We start from the raw sequence: 15431 nt of genomic DNA, 5'->3' as shown, positions 1-15431 counted from the left end.
AGGAATAACCGACGTCGCCGCGCAGGTACCACCCGGTCGACTCCTGAACGGTCACTTCCGGTGCATCCTGAAAGGCTTCCGGCTGCGGCTGATAGACATCCGCGGAATAGGCAACGGTGGTCGTCAGCAAGAACGCCATCGTGGCTGCTAGGCACTTCTTCATGGCTCATCTCCAAGCTTGTCGCGTCAATGGCAGGCACGACGCCCGGCCACCTCTTTGACAATGAAGAATGAAGAAAAAAGGTTAAATGCTGATTAACTATAATCCCAGCAAGGTTATATTCGTGAAGATTTGCGGTTAACAGCACACTGCTCTTAACGACATGTTCACATTATATAAGTGAATTCTAAAAAATTATCGGCGAATTTTTCGTGAATGACGCCCTCGCCTGCCGCCCACGCGCGTCGGTCAGCCTTCCCGGTCCGCTTTGGCTTTGCGTTTCAACTCGGCCACGGATCGAAGATGGTCGGCGAGCGCAGTCCTCAGTTTTTCCTGCTCATGCCTTGCGACAAGTTTGACCGCTGCCCTGCGGACAGCTTCGATTTTAACGTGCTGCATCTCTTCCATCCCGTCCTTGCGGGAAAGAGAACGCACCATCTCGAAGTTCGATCCCTAAAAAATCAGGGGTAACTTCTTGGCGAGCCAAGACGTTATCGGCGAACCGATCTGCTGCTTCGGAGTTGTCCGTTCTGCATAGGAAAGGGTCAGGTTTTGACACAACTGAATACCGATACTGGGAAATCATTGGCGGTCCACGCCGACGTGCCGCGACCGATCGCCGAACATGGTGCGGTCGGCAATCTGAGAACCCTGGCGCTGGTTGCGCGCGATGGTGCGATCGATTTTCTCTGCTGGCCGGATCTGGACAGTCCCAGCATCTTCGCCGCACTCCTCGATCCGGAAAAGGGCGGCGCGTTCGAGCTTTCGCCTGACATCGACGATGCCCGTCGTCTGCAGATGTATATCCCCGAGACCAACGTCCTCCTCACCCGCTGGCTCGGACAGCACCAGAGCGCCGAAGTGGTCGATCTGATGCCGGTGCCAAAAACCGAGGACGGGGTGGAGAACCTGATCCGCCGGGTTGAAGTCACCCGCGGCGAGATGACGTTTTCGCTGCGTTGCTGGCCGCGCTTCGACTATGCGCGCAAGGTGCCCGAGGTCACGGTCGACGGCGGCGTTTCAACGTTCCGCTGCGGTGATTTCACCCTTCGCCTCTCGGGCCCGGTGACCTTCGAAAAGGAAGACGGCGGTGTCAGCGCCACGTTTTCATTGAAAGCCGGAGAGACGGCCGACTTTGTTCTGGACGGAAATGACGGCGACGTCTGGGACAAGGACGCTGTCAGCGCTGCAATCGCGGACGCCATAGAATACTGGCAGGGCTGGGCAAAACGCTCGACCTATACCGGTCGCTGGCGCTCCTCCGTCACGCGCTCGGCACTGGCGCTCAAGCTTTTGACCTCGCAAAAGAACGGTTCCATTGCCGCAGCGGGAACATTCGGTTTGCCCGAAGCTCCGGGCGGCCCGCGAAACTGGGATTACCGTGCGACCTGGATCCGGGATGCCTCCTTCACGATCTACGCGCTGATGCGCCTTGGCTATCAGGACGAAGCGAACGCATTTTCCCACTGGCTCGTCGACAGGACGGACCGGTCGCCAGGTGGGGAAATACAAATCATGTACAATCTCGATGGCAGTCGCGTCGACACCGAACAGGAACTCGACCACTTCTCGGGCTATGGCGGTGCCAAACCCATCCGCGTCGGCAACAATGCCGCCGAACAAATCCAGCTGGACATCTACGGCGAGCTTCTCGATTCGGTCTATATCAGCAACAAATACGGCGAGGCAATCTCCCACGACAACTGGAATGCTGTCCGGCGTATCGTCGACCACGTCTGCGACATCTGGCAGGACGCCGATGCCGGCATCTGGGAAATCCGCAGCGAGCCGCAGGAACATCTGCATTCCCGGCTTATGTGCTGGGTCGCGGTGGATCGTGCCATCCGGCTTGCGCAGAAGCGGTCGCTAACAGCTCCGTTCGGACGCTGGGTCGAGGCACGCAATGCCATCAGCGACGACATCTGGGCAAACTTCTGGAATGCCGATCTCGGGCACTTCGTTCATGCCAAGGGCGGCAGTGATCTCGACGCGTCCATGCTGATGATGCCGCTCGTGCGCTTCATCAGTGCCACCGACCCGGCCTGGCTGGCGACGCTCGATGCAATCGGCAACGAACTTGCCGATGATGCGCTCGTCATGCGCTACAAGCGCAAGGACGGCCTGGACGGCGATGAAGGCTTCTTCGCCGCCTGTTCATTCTGGTATGTGGAGTGCCTCGCCCGCGCCGGTCGCCTGGCGGAAGCCGAGATCAACATGGAAAAGCTGCTCCTGTTCGGCAATCACCTGCAGCTCTATGCGGAAGAATTCGATCCGCGCGGTGAGTTCCTCGGCAACTTCCCGCAGGCCTTCACCCACCTCGCCCTGATCAGCGCCGCCTTCTACCTCGACGGCGCACTGGACGGCAAGTTCAGGCAGTGGCGGCCGTAACCAGCGAACGGCCACAAGGTCGTGGCCCATCCCTCTCCCGTCATAGCCGGGAGAGGCTAGATCCGAACGATCCGTCAGGCCGCTTCCGGTCTGGCGTTGGCAATCACCGTAACGAGATCGCCGACGATGCGCTCGACCTGGGCCCGGTCGTCGCCTTCAGCCATGACACGGATCAGCGGCTCGGTGCCCGATGGGCGGATGACGAGTCGGCCCTTGGTGGCAAGCTCGGCTTCCGCATCCGCGATCGCCTGCCGCACAACGGCGTTTTCCAGCGGCTTGCCACCGGCGAAGCGTACGTTTTTCAACAGCTGCGGCACCGGCTCAAACCGGCGGCAGACTTCGCTCACCGGGCGATCGAGCCGCTTTACGCGGGCAAGGATCTGCAAGGCTGCGACAAGACCGTCACCGGTGGTGCCGAAATCCGACAGCACGATATGACCGGACTGTTCGCCACCCACGTTGAAATCGTGATTGCGCATGTGCTCGACCACATACCGGTCGCCGACCTTGGTGCGCGCAAGCGTCAGGCCCTTGGTCTCCATGAAGCGCTCGAGCCCGAGATTGGACATGACGGTCGCGACAATGCCGCCACCGGTCAGCTTGTCGTCTTCCGCCCAGCTTTCGCCGATGACCGCCATCAGTTGGTCGCCATCGATGATATCGCCATTCTCGTCGACGATGATGACACGGTCCGCGTCGCCGTCGAGCGCAATGCCGATATCGGAGCGCGTCTCGTGGACCTTGCGCTGCAGCGCCGCCGGGCTGGTTGAGCCGCAATCGAGATTGATGTTGGTGCCGTTCGGCTCGTTGCCGATAGTGACCACTTCGGCGCCGAGCTCCCACAGAGCCAGCGGCGCGACCTTGTAGGCGGCACCATTGGCGCAATCGATCGCGACCCGAAGACCGTGCAGCGTCACGTCACGCGGGAGCGTGCGCTTGGCCTGTTCGATATAACGGTAGATATCGCCCTCGACGCGCTTGGCGCGACCGATATCGGCCGATTTTGCCAGCTGCGAATGGAGGTCGCTGTCGAGCAGATCCTCGATCCGCATTTCCAGCTCATCGGAAAGCTTGTAGCCGTCGGGGCCGAACAGCTTGATGCCGTTATCCTCGAACGGGTTGTGTGAAGCGGAAATCATCACGCCGACATCCGCACGCAGCGAGCGCGTCAGCATGGCAACGGCGGGCGTCGGGATCGGGCCAAGCAAAAACACGTCGAGGCCGGCTGCGGTAAAGCCCGCGACCATGGCATTTTCCAGCATGTAGCCGGAAAGACGGGTATCCTTGCCGATCACCACGCGGTGGCGGTGCGTTCCGTTGCGAAAAATTGTTCCGACGGCAATACCGACGCGCATCGCGAGATCTGGCGTCATCGGATAGACGTTGGAATGCCCGCGGATGCCATCAGTCCCAAAATAGCGGCGTGTCATGTAAGCTCCCTGGTACACGCGCTCTCAAAAGCGCGGTCTTCGCCCGGTTATGTCTGTATGTGCAACATGCCCGAGCGGATCGGCGGCACTGCCGTCCAAGATCGGCTCATGCCACAGTTCATCTGCGTTGGCACCTAAATTACCGTCAAAATCGCTTATATCCCGTTACCGAACCAGCCCTGCTAAGGTCGATAAGCAAAAGCCGCCGCGGAAGTTTCCGCAGCGGCTTCAATAGGTTTGATGCAGAAGAGATCAGTGCGGCTGCGGTTCAAGACCGCCCTCGGGCGCATCGCCCTTCGGCTCGTCCTTCTTTGCACCGGCGCTCGGCACAGCCGAACCACGGCTTGGCGTCGAATCGTCGCCAAGGTCACGCGACGGCTTCTGGCCGAGAATCAGCGCTCTAATTTCGTCACCCGAAAGGGTTTCGTACTCGAGAAGGCCCTCAGCGATGGCCACGAACTGATCGTGGTATTCAGTCAGGATATGGCGCGCTTCCGTATAGGCTTCGTCGATCAGACGGCGCACTTCGCTATCGATCTTCTGGGCCGTCGATTCGGACACGTTCTTCGACTGCGAAACCGAATGTCCGAGGAAGACTTCCTGCTGGTTTTCACCATAGGCGACCTGACCGAGGATGTCGGAGAAGCCCCACTGGGTGACCATGGCACGCGCAAGCTTGGTCGCCTGCTCGATGTCAGAGGATGCACCGGACGTGATGTTTTCCTTGCCGAACGTCAGTTCTTCGGCAACGCGGCCACCCATCATGATGGTCAGGCGCGACACCATCCACTTGTAGCTCATCGAATAGCGGTCGCCTTCCGGCAACTGCATGACCATGCCGAGCGCACGGCCGCGCGGAATGATGGTCGCCTTGTGCAGCGGATCGGCAACGGCCACCTTGAGGGCGGTGATCGCATGACCGGCTTCGTGATAGGCGGTAAGCTTCTTTTCGGCTTCGGTCATGGCGGACGAGCGACGCTCGGCACCCATCATGATCTTGTCCTTGGCGTCTTCGAATTCCTGCATGGTGACAAGGCGCTTGTTACGGCGGGCTGCCATCAGGGCAGATTCGTTGACGAGGTTCATGAGGTCGGCACCGGAAAAACCGGGCGTACCACGGGCAAGAACCTTGAGATCCACATTGGGAGCGAGAGGCACGTTGCGCGCATGCACCTTGAGGATGCGTTCACGACCAACGATGTCAGGGTTCGGGACGACGACCTGACGGTCGAAACGGCCTGGACGCAGAAGTGCCGGATCGAGAACGTCGGGACGGTTGGTTGCGGCGATGAGGATGATACCCTCGTTCGCCTCAAAGCCGTCCATCTCGACCAGAAGCTGGTTCAGCGTCTGCTCGCGTTCGTCGTTACCACCGCCGAGGCCTGCGCCACGGTGACGGCCGACGGCGTCGATTTCGTCGATGAAGATGATGCAGGGCGCATTCTTCTTCGCCTGCTCGAACATGTCGCGCACACGGGATGCACCGACACCGACGAACATTTCCACGAAGTCCGAACCGGAGATCGTGAAGAACGGCACGTTGGCTTCACCTGCGACCGAACGGGCGAGCAGCGTCTTACCGGTGCCCGGAGGGCCGACAAGCAGCACGCCGCGCGGGATACGACCGCCGAGACGCTGGAACTTCTGCGGATCGCGCAGGAATTCGACGATTTCCTCGAGGTCAGCCTTGGCTTCGTCGACGCCGGCAACGTCCTCAAACGTGACGCGGCCATGCGCTTCGGTCAAAAGCTTCGCCTTCGACTTGCCGAAGCCCATCGCACCGCGTGAGCCACCCTGCATCTGGCGCATGAAGAACAGCCAGACACCGAGGATCAGCAGCATCGGCAACAGCGTGCCGATATAGCTCAGGAAGCCAGACGATCCGTCTGTCTCGGGGCGAGCCATGATCGAGACGTTCTTCGACTGAAGACGCTCCATCAGGCTGTCATCGATGACCGGGGAGTATGTCTGGAAATTGGTGCCGTTCTCGGTATAGGTGCCGAGGACACGATTGCCGGTCACGACGACGTCGCGAACGCGGCCGGAATCCACGTCACGCAGGAACTGCGAATACGGAATTTCGCGCGAGGACGTCTGCGACGGCGCCGTCTGGAACATGCTGAACAAAGCGATCAGCAGCAGGGCTATAATGGCCCAGAGGGCAAAATTGCGAAAATTTGGGTTCATCGAACTCCCCAGTATGCCAACGGTCACATCATGGCGACCGCCCTTCTTGGAACCTAACATAGGGTTGAGCTTTGGCATTGCCAAGGCGAACCGGCACGGACGCCTAGCTTTTCCGCTGCGAAAGCTTAACCGGAAGCGGGGGTATATCGTCGCATCCGACCAAATCGGCGAACTGGGCTGCAATCTCGAGCTCGAACTGCGACAGGAAGCGTTCGAACGTCCCCAGGACCGGGTGCATGTCAATCGCGTGCAGCAGGCCAGTTTCGAGTGTTTGCACCTGTGGCATTGCCGCCATGGCCCGCATCGCGACCGACCCGGGCGCATTCGGGAAAAGCGAGCCCGCCAGCGTGCGATCGGGAATGGTCGGCCCGATCACGATTTCGCTATTGGTTGGGTTGTGGACGCGGTATCGGCCATCGCAGACCTTCACCGCCCCCGCCGCGATGCGAACAGGGTTCAGATTGCGGCTTTCCCGGTAAAGATACAGCCCATCCCGACGCAGATCGAAGATGACCCGCCCTGCAGACATTCGGCCGAGGTGCCGGCCATCCAAAAATGCCGCGACCCGTGTCATCGTCTCGGTCGAAGGAACGTGTTCCCGTCCGCCCAGGAGCGCGATGAGATGTCCGAGCAGATGGTCCCGAGCCAGTGGATCGCCGCCCAATGCTTCGACCCGCAGAAAAGCCAGAACCCCATGGCTGATCGTCAGCTGCTCGCGGGCCAGTTCCGCCGCATGGCGGGACAGACGCGTTCGCGAAGCGCCGGCCGCAGCGATCTCGTCCATCGTCACCGTTTCGATGCCCGCCAGAGCATTTCGAGTTCTGACCCTCTCGTAATGGCTGTCGAGATTGCTAGGGTCGTCGATCCAGCCCTCGCCTCCCGCTGCAAGAAAATCCCGGATCGCTGAGCGACGCACAGACAGAAACGGTCGCAGCAGCCAGCGCCGTCTGTCGAGCAGGACTGCACCTGCCATGCCCGCCAGACCCAGCTTGCCCTTCGTGCCGTTGCGCACTGCGCGCATCGCCACCGTTTCGATCTGGTCATCCAGCGTATGGCCCGTGAGGATGGCGGTAGCTGCGATCTCGTCAGCGATCTCCATCAGCAGCCGGTAGCGAGCTTCTCGTGCAGCAGCCGGAATGCCGGTCGTTGGTTGGTCGCCGTCCCAGCGGCGGATCGTGTGGGGGATGCCCATGCGTGCGCAAAGAAATGCCACCGCGCCGGACTCCGCGCCTGATTCGGCCCGCAGCGCATGATCGATCGTTGCGGCGGCAAGTTCGATCCCGCCTTCCGGGTCAGTGGCCAGCGCCTCCTGAAGCGCGAGCAGAAGCCCGGTCGAATCACTGCCGCCGGAGATCCCCACAAGCAGTTTCGCCGGCCTTGAAAGACCGGCGAGAAATTCACGAACCGCTGACTGCGGGGATGGATCCGGGGTGGTCACCGCCGCGGGATCAGCAGGACAGCCGCTTCTGCTCGGTCGTCACCTTGCCAAGCACGGCGCGCTGCGCATTCGGATAGCGCTTGGGAACCTCGCGAAGCGTTGCGCAGGCCGTATCCTTGTTGTCGAGAGCCGCAAGCGACATGCCGAGCTTCAGCAGCATTTCCGGCGCCTTGGCGGACTTGCCGTAGGTCTGGTGCGCGTTGAGAAAGGTCTTTGCCGCATCGGCATATTTCGCCTGCGAGAACTGCGCTTCGCCGAGCCAGAAATTGGCGTCTGCGGCCCGTGAGCTCTTCGGGTAGCTGGCAAGGTAGCTGGAGAATTCTTTCTCGGCGAGCGGGTAGTCGCCGGAAAGAACATGGTCATAGGCGATCTTGTAGCTGTCGCCCTCACTGCCGAGCGAGGCCGTCTGCTGCGGATCCTGCGACCCACCGCTGCGCGACGAGCCGGAAGCAACACCGGGAAGACCGGCCGAATTGCGGGCATTGTCGTTGCGGGACGCACCGACAGTATTTCCGCTCGTGTCGAGATTCATCGAGCCAAGCGTTGTTGGCGCTGGTGCGGCGCGGTTGCCTGTGGTCGCGGATGGGCTGGAAGGCTCACCAATGATGCGAGCCACGTCGTCGGCGCCTTGCGCGGCAGGTGGGGAGGGTTCGCCGGAGGAAGCCGAAGACGAAGGGCGGTTGGACGCCACGGCCGGTTGCCCGCCCGTGTCGCCCAAGTCGCTTCTCTTCTTCTTTTCCAGGTCCTGGAAACGGAATTCGTTATCTTCCTGCGTTTTGCGCAGTTGTTCCTGCATCTGCAGGAGCTGATAACTCATTTCCTCGATACGGCCGTTAAGCTGCCGTACCTCTTCCTGAAGCTGCTGCGTCCGGACGGCATCGCCGCCCTGCGCGAGGATCACAGGCCGTTGTTCGGCCTGCGGCTGTTGCGGAACGCTTTGCTCGCCCTGGAAGAGTTTCGGAAATGAGAAGGCCCCAGCAGGGCCCGCCATCGCCGCCAGCCCCAGCATCGCTGCCAAGACAATTTTCTTCATGTCGTCCGTCCTGCTTCCCGCGCTTCGGCCCTCAAGCCGGAATGGCTTTCGGAAAGAACGAAGCGCAACCTATGTTCTACAACGCGCTGTGCGCATCGGAAACCCGGTGCGCGGCGCTGTAGCTTGCGCCGGATTGGCGCAATACGGATTTTTCTGAACTGCCGTCAAAAAGCAACCAAGTCGACGTTCAAAATCAAGGGAAACGGGGCCAAACTAAGGAAAAACAAAAAAGGTGGCGCGAAGGCCACCTTTTCTCACCAAAATGTCATGTGTGGAACGGGGACTGGCCCGCCCCTCACCGGCATTACATGCCAGCGCCACCGAGAACGGTAACCGCGCGGCGGTTCTGCGACCAGCAGGAGATGTCGTCGCAAACTGCGACCGGACGTTCCTTGCCGAAGGAAATGGTCTTGATGCGGTTGGCAGGAATGCCGCGCGAAGCAAGATATTCCTTGGTGGACGAAGCGCGACGGGCGCCGAGTGCCAGGTTGTATTCGCGTGTACCGCGTTCGTCGGCATGGCCTTCGACGGTGATCGCGTAGTTCGGGTAACGCTGCAGCCACTGAGCCTGACGATCGAGCGTCTGCTGGGCATCTGCACGGATCGAGGTCGAGTCCGTATCGAAGAAGATCCGGTCGCCGACATTGACCGTGAAGTCCTGGCTCGAGCCAGGTGTTGCCGAGCCGCCGGCACCACCGCCGTTGAGGCCAAGGTCACCCGCGTTGTTCGGAAGGTTCTTCTTGTTGGCGCAGCCTGCGAGAGCGAGGGCCAGCGTCAGAGCGATGACGGCCGGGTTGCGAGCGAGGGTCTGCATACGGCTCATCGCCGGGGTATGAATGCGGCTCATGGCCGTTCTCTCCTTGATCATTTAATTTAAGAGTTGCCGAACTCTAACGGATTTAGGTTAACCATGATCAAACGCTTATGGTTAACGAATTCCTTCCGGTGCCCTATTTTTCAGTCGTTCGCTGCCGGTTGGAACGCAAGCGCGGCAGATCTGCCGCGCCTCAAACGTGCCTCCTATTCAAGAAGCGGCGACCAGGCCGGGTCGGACCCGAATGCCGGTGTCTTGACCATCTGCTCGTTATAGCCGCTGAGATCGATCGAATACAACTGCGGACCACCGGCGCCGGCGTTCTGGCGGAAGAACATCAGAACACGCCCGTTCGGTGCCCAGGTCGGACCCTCGTTATGGAAGCCCGATGTCAGAATGCGCTCGCCAGAACCGTCCGGACGCATCACGCCGATCGAGAACTTTCCGCCCGACTGCTTGGTGAACGCGATCAGATCGCCACGCGGCGACCAGACCGGCGTCGAATAGGAACCATCGCCGAACGAGACGCGGCTCTGGCCCGAACCGTCGGCCCCCATCACGTAGATCTGCTGGCGGCCGCCACGGTCGCTTTCGAACGTGATGCGCGCACCATCGGGCGAATAGGATGGCGCGGTATCGATCGCAGCCGTCGACGTCAGGCGCGTCGTCGTGCGCGAACGCAGGTCCATCGTGTAGATATTCGCGTTGCCTTCCTGCTGAAGGCTCATGATCACCTTCTGACCGTCAGGCGAGAAGCGCGGCGAGAACGTCATGCCCGGGAAATTGCCCACCACTTCGCGCTGTCCGGTTTCCAGCTGCAGCAGGTAGACCCGCGGCTGGTTGCCCTCGAACGACATGTAGGTGACTTCCTGACGGCTTGGCGAAAAGCGCGGCGTCAGCACGAGATCCTTGGTGCCGGTCAGCATGCGGACGTTGAAACCGTCCTGGTCCATGATTGCCAACTGACGCTGACGGGCAGTCTTCGGACCGCTTTCGGATACGAACACGACGCGGGTGTCAAAGTAGCCCTGCTCGCCGGTGATCTGCTTATAGATCGCGTCGGCGATGATGTGCGCCAGACGACGCCAGTTTTCCGGCTGAGTAAAGAACTGCTGGCCTGTCATCTGCTGGCCGGCAAACGTATCCCAGAGTCGGAATTCGGCGCGCAGACGACCGTCGCCTTCACGGCTGACACGGCCGACGACCAGCGCCTGGGCGTTGATCGCCTTCCAGTCTTCGAAACGCGGCGCGCGGCCCGGATCGGTGATCTTTTCGATGAACGCCTGCTTGTTCACAGGCGCGAACAATCCCGAACGCTGAAGATCGGCGGCGATAACCTGCGAAATCTGCGGTCCAAGCTCGTTGTTGGACAGGAAATCGGTAATCGCGATCGGCAGCGGCTCGACATTGCCCTTGTTGATGTTGATCTCGACCACCGCGTTTGCGGGGTTGGAGATCGCGGCAGCACCGGCGGACGCCATCATGAGCCCGAGGAAGGAACGTCTGATCATGGTTTGGCCTTTCAAAGCATATCAAGATCGCTGGGGCTGAAGTTCACGATGACTTCGCTCCACGCATCGTATTTGTCTGCCGGCAGGTTCTTGAACGGCGACGAACGCAAGACAGCGCGGCGCGCGCTGGATTCGAGCGTCCGGCGGGCCGTATCTGAACCGCCGCTTGAGGAAACTTCGGGTTCGCCGACGATCATGCCCGACTGGTCGAGCCGCATATGGACGCGGATGACCACGCCTTCTGCACCTTCGATGCCGGCGATATAGGACCAGTTCTTGCCGATCTGCCCGCGCAACGCGTCCATTTCGCTGACGCTGAGCTTCGAACCGGTCGACGGCTTCGTGCTGCCCGTGGAGGCAGGCGACGTGGAACGCTTCGCACCGCCGCCCGACGCGTCCTGCTTGTTGAGGAGCGCTGCGATCTGGTCGGCATTGAAGTCGCTGGCCTTGGAAGACGAGGACTTGGCCGTCTCCTGCTTCTTGCCTTCCTTCTTGTCGGTCGGCTTTGAAGCTTCCGTCGCCTTGGTATCCGCCTTGGCGGTTTCGGTCGGCTTCGGCGGGTCAGGCTTTTTCTCGACCGGCTTTTCGACGGGCTTTGCCTGCTCCTTCGGCGGTTCCTGCTTCGGCTTGGCAGCCGGCAGCGGAACGCTGTCGGGGAGCGGCGCTTCCTCGGTCTTGGCTTCGGTCGGAGTTGGGGTCGGTGGCGGTGTCTCGGCCTTGGGCGGCGTCGGCTCGGGCTTTGGCGGGGTCGGCTCCGGCTTCGGCTGCGGCAGCGCTGCCACTTCCTGAGGCTTCGGCGCCGTCTCTTCCTTGACGATATCCTTGACCTGGTTGTCCTCGTCCGTCGGGGTCGGCGTCGGGCGCTCCACCGGCTTTGGCGCGGCGGCGGCTTCGGTCTTCAGGGGCTTCTTGGCCGGTGTCGGCGGGGACTTCAGGTCGATGTCGCTCTCGCCGGCATTCTCGGCGTTTTCGACGACCTTCTGGTTCTTGGTTTCCTTCACCGAAGGCTTTTCGGTGAGAGGCGCCTTCTTGTCACCCTGCTGCATCTGGGTGATCGATTCCACCGGGACGATGTCGACCGGCAGCGCCTCGACGTCGGCGACGTTGAGCTGCATCGGTGAACTCAGCGAGACAAGCGCCCAGCCGAGAAGCACCGAATGGAGAACCAGCGATGTGCCGATACTACCCTTCATGGCGTGGGATCACTGCTCCTGTTCCTGAAGGGTAACGAGGCCGAGGTTCTTGTAACCGGCAGACGAAATGCGGGCCATGACCTTCATCACCACGCCATAGGCAGCGGCAGTGTCGCCACGCACATAGATGCGCTCGTTATAGCCGGTCGTGGCGATTGCCTGCAGCTTCGGCAGGATCTCGTCGATCGTGATCGGGGTTTCCTGCAGGAAGATCTGCCCTTCCGGATTGACCGAAACGGTGATCGGCTGCGTATCGGAATTCATCGCCTTGGCCTGGGTTTCAGGCAGGTCGATCGGCACGCCGACAGTCATCATCGGTGCGGCGACCATGAAGATGATGAGAAGCACGAGCATGACGTCGACAAGCGGCGTGACGTTGATTTCGCTGATCGCGCCGCTACGGCTGCGCCCACCGCGACGTCCGCGACGACCGCCTCCCGATTTTGCTCCTCCGGCCGACATGCCCATGGTGCTTACTCCTGGCGTTGTGCCTGATTACTGAGCGGCCTGGCGTGGCTGCAGCTTCTCGTCGATCTGGCGCGAAAGGATGGCCGAGAACTCGTCGGCAAAACCTTCCATCCGCGATGAAAGCTTGCCAGCTTCGCCCATGAAACGGTTGTAGGCGATAACCGCCGGGATAGCGGCGACAAGACCGATGGCGGTTGCCAAGAGCGCTTCGGCGATACCCGGTGCAACGACCGCAAGGTTGGTGGACTTCGATCCGGCGATCGCCTGGAAGGAGGTCATGATACCGATGACGGTACCGAACAGACCGATGAACGGACCGGCCGAACCGATGGTCGCCAGCGAACCGAGACGTGCCTCGTAGGCCTCGCCTTCACGCGACATCGTCACGTCCATGGCGCGGTCGATACGCATCTGGAGACCGATCGGCGAACGGGCGCCGCGTTCAAAGCTCTTCTTCCACTCGCGCATGGCAGCAACGAAGATGGCAGCAAGGCCCGTGTTCTGGCGCTCGCCAAGGGTGCGGTAAAGTTCTTCCAGCGACTGGCCGGACCAGAACACCTGCTCGAACTGGTCGAACTGGCGCCGCGCCTTTGAAAAGGCCATATATTTGTCGATGACGATCGCCCAGGTCCAGACCGAGGCACCCATCAGCCCGATCATCACCATCTTGACGATCAGTCCGGCTTGCATGAACAGCGCCCAAAGGCTCACGTCATGCGTCGCAGCTTCCAGAGCTACCTGTTCCATCTGTCTTCAATCCCCGAATCCAAACGCCCGGCATTTCACAACCGGGCGGGTTCCAAAGCGCGCTCTCGCGAGAATGTTTCTGTCCGCCGAGATCGCCGCCTAACGCCCAAGATGTCCTGAGTTTTCAGCTTGGCTTCTCGCCTTCAAATTTGGTCAAAGGAAGGCGTGCGTTGCACAAATTCCTCACGGGTTAGTAAGACTACATTATCGTTAATAATGTGTTACGGCCGCAAGCTTGATCAGCGCTTTGGCTCTATTGTCTAAAGCTCAGATCGGCGCTGTTAGAAACTTCTCCGCGATCGCCTCCGGCAGTCGTCGTGGACGGCCGTGTCTGTTGATGACGGCGATGACCACCTTCGCCGCGATCAGCAGCGTTTCGCCGCGGCGGATTTCCTGGGTCAGCACCATCTTGGCGCCACCGGCCTTTTCGGTGATCGTCCGGATCGTCAGGATATCGTCCATCCGGGCCGGTTGCTTGAAGTCGATCTCCATGCGGTGAACAACGAAGACCAGCCCCTCCTCATCCGCCGACAGAAGCGCACCCTGCTCGCAGCCGAGGCACCGCAGATAGTCTGTTCGGCCGCGCTCGAGAAAGTGCAGGTAGCGGGCGTGATAGACGAGGCCGGAGAAGTCCGTGTCCTCGTAATAGACCCGCTGGACGAGGCTGTGACCGCCCTCGATCAGTTCTCCGGATAACAAAAAATTCTGCTCTGTCATAAGCTTGCCTTGAAATTCCATCTTCATCCCCTGGATAAAGGCGGAATACCGATCCACTTTCGGTGTCCTGTCATACTTCCCGCCCGCATAAAATAGGGCACCCGCGAACGGAGAGAACATTCATGAAGATTGCAGTCCTTGGCGGCGATGGTTTCGTCGGCTGGCCGACATCGCTTCACCTGTCCGATGCCGGCCACGAGGTGCATATTCTCGATAACCTGTCGCGCCGCTGGATCGATACGGAACTCGGTGTTCAGTCGCTGACGCCGATGGACAGCATTCAGGAACGGACCCGCATCTGGCACGCCGAGACCGGCCGCCGCATCCACTTTCACCTGATCGACCTTGCCAAGGATTACGAGCTTCTGAAGGGTTGGCTGGCGGCGAACCGTCCAGACGCCATCATCCACTTCGCCGAACAGCGGGCAGCCCCCTATTCGATGAAGAGCGACCGCCACAAGAACTACACTGTCAACAACAACGTCAACGCCACGCACAATCTGTTGAACGCCATGGTCGAGCTCGACCTCGACGCGCATCTCATCCACCTGGGCACAATGGGTGTCTATGGCTACTCGACCGTCGGTGCGGCGATCCCGGAAGGCTACCTTCCTGTTGGCATCGAGACGATGGATGGGCGCACGGTTAGCCAGGAGATCCTCTATCCAAGCAATCCCGGCTCGATCTACCACATGACGAAATGCCTCGATCAGCAGCTGTTTGCGTTCTACGCGAAGAACGACGGCCTGCGGATCACCGATCTCCACCAGGGCATCGTCTGGGGAACCCACACGGAGCAGACCCGCCGCCACGAGCAGCTGATCAACCGGTTCGATTACGACGGCGATTACGGCACGGTTCTCAACCGCTTCCTGATCCAGTCGGCGATCGGCTATCCGCTGACCGTCCACGGAACCGGCGGGCAGACCCGGGCCTTCATCCACATCCAGGATTCGGTACGCTGCATCGAGATCGCGCTCAACACACCGCCCGCCCGAAACAACCGGGTCGAGATCTTCAACCAGATGACGGAAACCCACCGGGTCCGTGATCTCGCCGAAATGATCTCCAAGATGAGCGGCGCCCAGATTGCCTGGCTGCCCAACCCGCGCAAGGAAGCCCCCGAAAACGATCTCGTCGTGAAGAACGACAAGTTCCTGAGCCTTGGCCTGCAGCCGACCACGCTCGGCGAAGGACTGCTCGCCGAGATCGTTGATGTCGCGAAGAAATATGCCTACCGCGTCGATCGCAGCCGTGTCCCCGCCGTTTCCGCTTGGACGCGCGATATCGCCGCCAAGGTCGAGCACGATCCGGAAGGCTTGCGGCTGAAATCCGTCTCGTGATG

Annotated in this window: 12 protein-coding genes; 2 read left to right on the top strand and 10 right to left on the bottom strand. The window is 60.7% G+C overall.

The genetic code is table 11. The features are described 5' to 3' along the window. The first annotated feature begins 712 nt into the window (after positions 1-712). On the top strand, positions 713-2548 hold the full coding sequence (locus ASF70_RS20670; RefSeq protein ID WP_062582433.1) for a glycoside hydrolase family 15 protein: 1836 nt from the start codon (positions 713-715) through the stop codon (positions 2546-2548). A gap of 74 nt (positions 2549-2622) precedes the next feature. On the opposite strand, the gene glmM is transcribed toward ASF70_RS20670, so the two are convergent. The 10 genes from glmM to ybgC all read right to left on the bottom strand — a co-directional run bounded on the left by glmM (position 2623) and on the right by ybgC (position 14086). Next, on the bottom strand, positions 2623-3978 hold the full coding sequence (glmM, locus tag ASF70_RS20665) for a phosphoglucosamine mutase (protein WP_062460737.1): 1356 nt from the start codon (positions 3976-3978) through the stop codon (positions 2623-2625). A 252-nt stretch (positions 3979-4230) separates the two neighbouring features. Further along, entirely contained in the window at positions 4231-6165 is a 1935-nt protein-coding gene (ftsH, locus tag ASF70_RS20660; protein WP_062461836.1) for an ATP-dependent zinc metalloprotease FtsH, read from the bottom strand. Between the two features lie 103 nt (positions 6166-6268). Next, positions 6269-7603 carry a tRNA lysidine(34) synthetase TilS gene (tilS, locus tag ASF70_RS20655; RefSeq protein ID WP_082471997.1) on the bottom strand — a complete coding sequence of 445 codons (1335 nt, stop codon included), beginning with the start codon at positions 7601-7603 and terminating at the stop codon, positions 6269-6271. A gap of 10 nt (positions 7604-7613) precedes the next feature. After that, complete coding sequence (gene ybgF, locus ASF70_RS20650) at positions 7614-8636, bottom strand: tol-pal system protein YbgF (protein WP_062582428.1); 1023 nt, start codon at positions 8634-8636, stop codon at positions 7614-7616. 304 nt (positions 8637-8940) lie between these two features. After that, a complete protein-coding gene (pal, locus tag ASF70_RS20645) occupies positions 8941-9483 on the bottom strand; it encodes a peptidoglycan-associated lipoprotein Pal (RefSeq protein ID WP_062460745.1) in 543 nt (180 codons plus the stop codon). Positions 9484-9656: 173 nt separating this feature from the next. After that, positions 9657-10961: a Tol-Pal system beta propeller repeat protein TolB gene (gene tolB, locus ASF70_RS20640; RefSeq protein WP_062460748.1), complete on the bottom strand. Its 1305-nt coding sequence runs from the start codon at positions 10959-10961 to the stop codon at positions 9657-9659. A gap of 11 nt (positions 10962-10972) precedes the next feature. Continuing rightward, complete coding sequence (locus ASF70_RS20635; RefSeq protein WP_062460751.1) at positions 10973-12154, bottom strand: cell envelope integrity protein TolA; 1182 nt, start codon at positions 12152-12154, stop codon at positions 10973-10975. Positions 12155-12163: 9 nt separating this feature from the next. Then, complete coding sequence (tolR, locus tag ASF70_RS20630) at positions 12164-12622, bottom strand: protein TolR (RefSeq protein ID WP_062460755.1); 459 nt, start codon at positions 12620-12622, stop codon at positions 12164-12166. 27 nt (positions 12623-12649) lie between these two features. Then, positions 12650-13369, bottom strand: coding sequence for a protein TolQ (tolQ, locus tag ASF70_RS20625; protein WP_062582426.1), 720 nt, complete (start codon positions 13367-13369; stop codon positions 12650-12652). 267 nt (positions 13370-13636) lie between these two features. Next, a complete protein-coding gene (gene ybgC / locus ASF70_RS20620; protein WP_062583118.1) occupies positions 13637-14086 on the bottom strand; it encodes a tol-pal system-associated acyl-CoA thioesterase in 450 nt (149 codons plus the stop codon). Between the two features lie 122 nt (positions 14087-14208). Between ybgC and ASF70_RS20615 the strand changes: the two genes are divergently transcribed. Continuing rightward, on the top strand, positions 14209-15429 hold the full coding sequence (locus tag ASF70_RS20615) for an NAD-dependent epimerase/dehydratase family protein (RefSeq protein ID WP_062582424.1): 1221 nt from the start codon (positions 14209-14211) through the stop codon (positions 15427-15429). Positions 15430-15431: the final 2 nt, after the last annotated feature.

The sequence above is a fragment of the Rhizobium sp. Leaf321 genome, from assembly GCF_001423215.1.
Taxonomy (GTDB): Bacteria; Pseudomonadota; Alphaproteobacteria; order Rhizobiales; family Rhizobiaceae; genus Neorhizobium; species Neorhizobium soli.
The sequence above is the reverse complement of the archived record's forward strand: the minus strand, read 5'-3'. Positions and strand labels throughout refer to the sequence as shown.

Bases quoted from the DNA above. Each gene is read 5' to 3' on its own strand.
- glmM (WP_062460737.1), bottom strand. From the start codon at position 3,978: ATGACACGCCGCTATTTTGGGACTGATGGCATCCGCGGGCATTCCAAC.
- ybgF (WP_062582428.1), bottom strand. From the start codon at position 8,636: ATGAAGAAAATTGTCTTGGCAGCGATGCTGGGGCTGGCGGCGATGGCG.
- tolQ (WP_062582426.1), bottom strand. From the start codon at position 13,369: ATGGAACAGGTAGCTCTGGAAGCTGCGACGCATGACGTGAGCCTTTGG.
- pal (WP_062460745.1), bottom strand. From the start codon at position 9,483: ATGAGCCGCATTCATACCCCGGCGATGAGCCGTATGCAGACCCTCGCT.
- ASF70_RS20615 (WP_062582424.1), top strand. From the start codon at position 14,209: ATGAAGATTGCAGTCCTTGGCGGCGATGGTTTCGTCGGCTGGCCGACA.
- ybgC (WP_062583118.1), bottom strand. From the start codon at position 14,086: ATGACAGAGCAGAATTTTTTGTTATCCGGAGAACTGATCGAGGGCGGT.
- tolR (WP_062460755.1), bottom strand. From the start codon at position 12,622: ATGGGCATGTCGGCCGGAGGAGCAAAATCGGGAGGCGGTCGTCGCGGA.
- ftsH (WP_062461836.1), bottom strand. From the start codon at position 6,165: ATGAACCCAAATTTTCGCAATTTTGCCCTCTGGGCCATTATAGCCCTG.
- ASF70_RS20635 (WP_062460751.1), bottom strand. From the start codon at position 12,154: ATGAAGGGTAGTATCGGCACATCGCTGGTTCTCCATTCGGTGCTTCTC.
- tolB (WP_062460748.1), bottom strand. From the start codon at position 10,961: ATGATCAGACGTTCCTTCCTCGGGCTCATGATGGCGTCCGCCGGTGCT.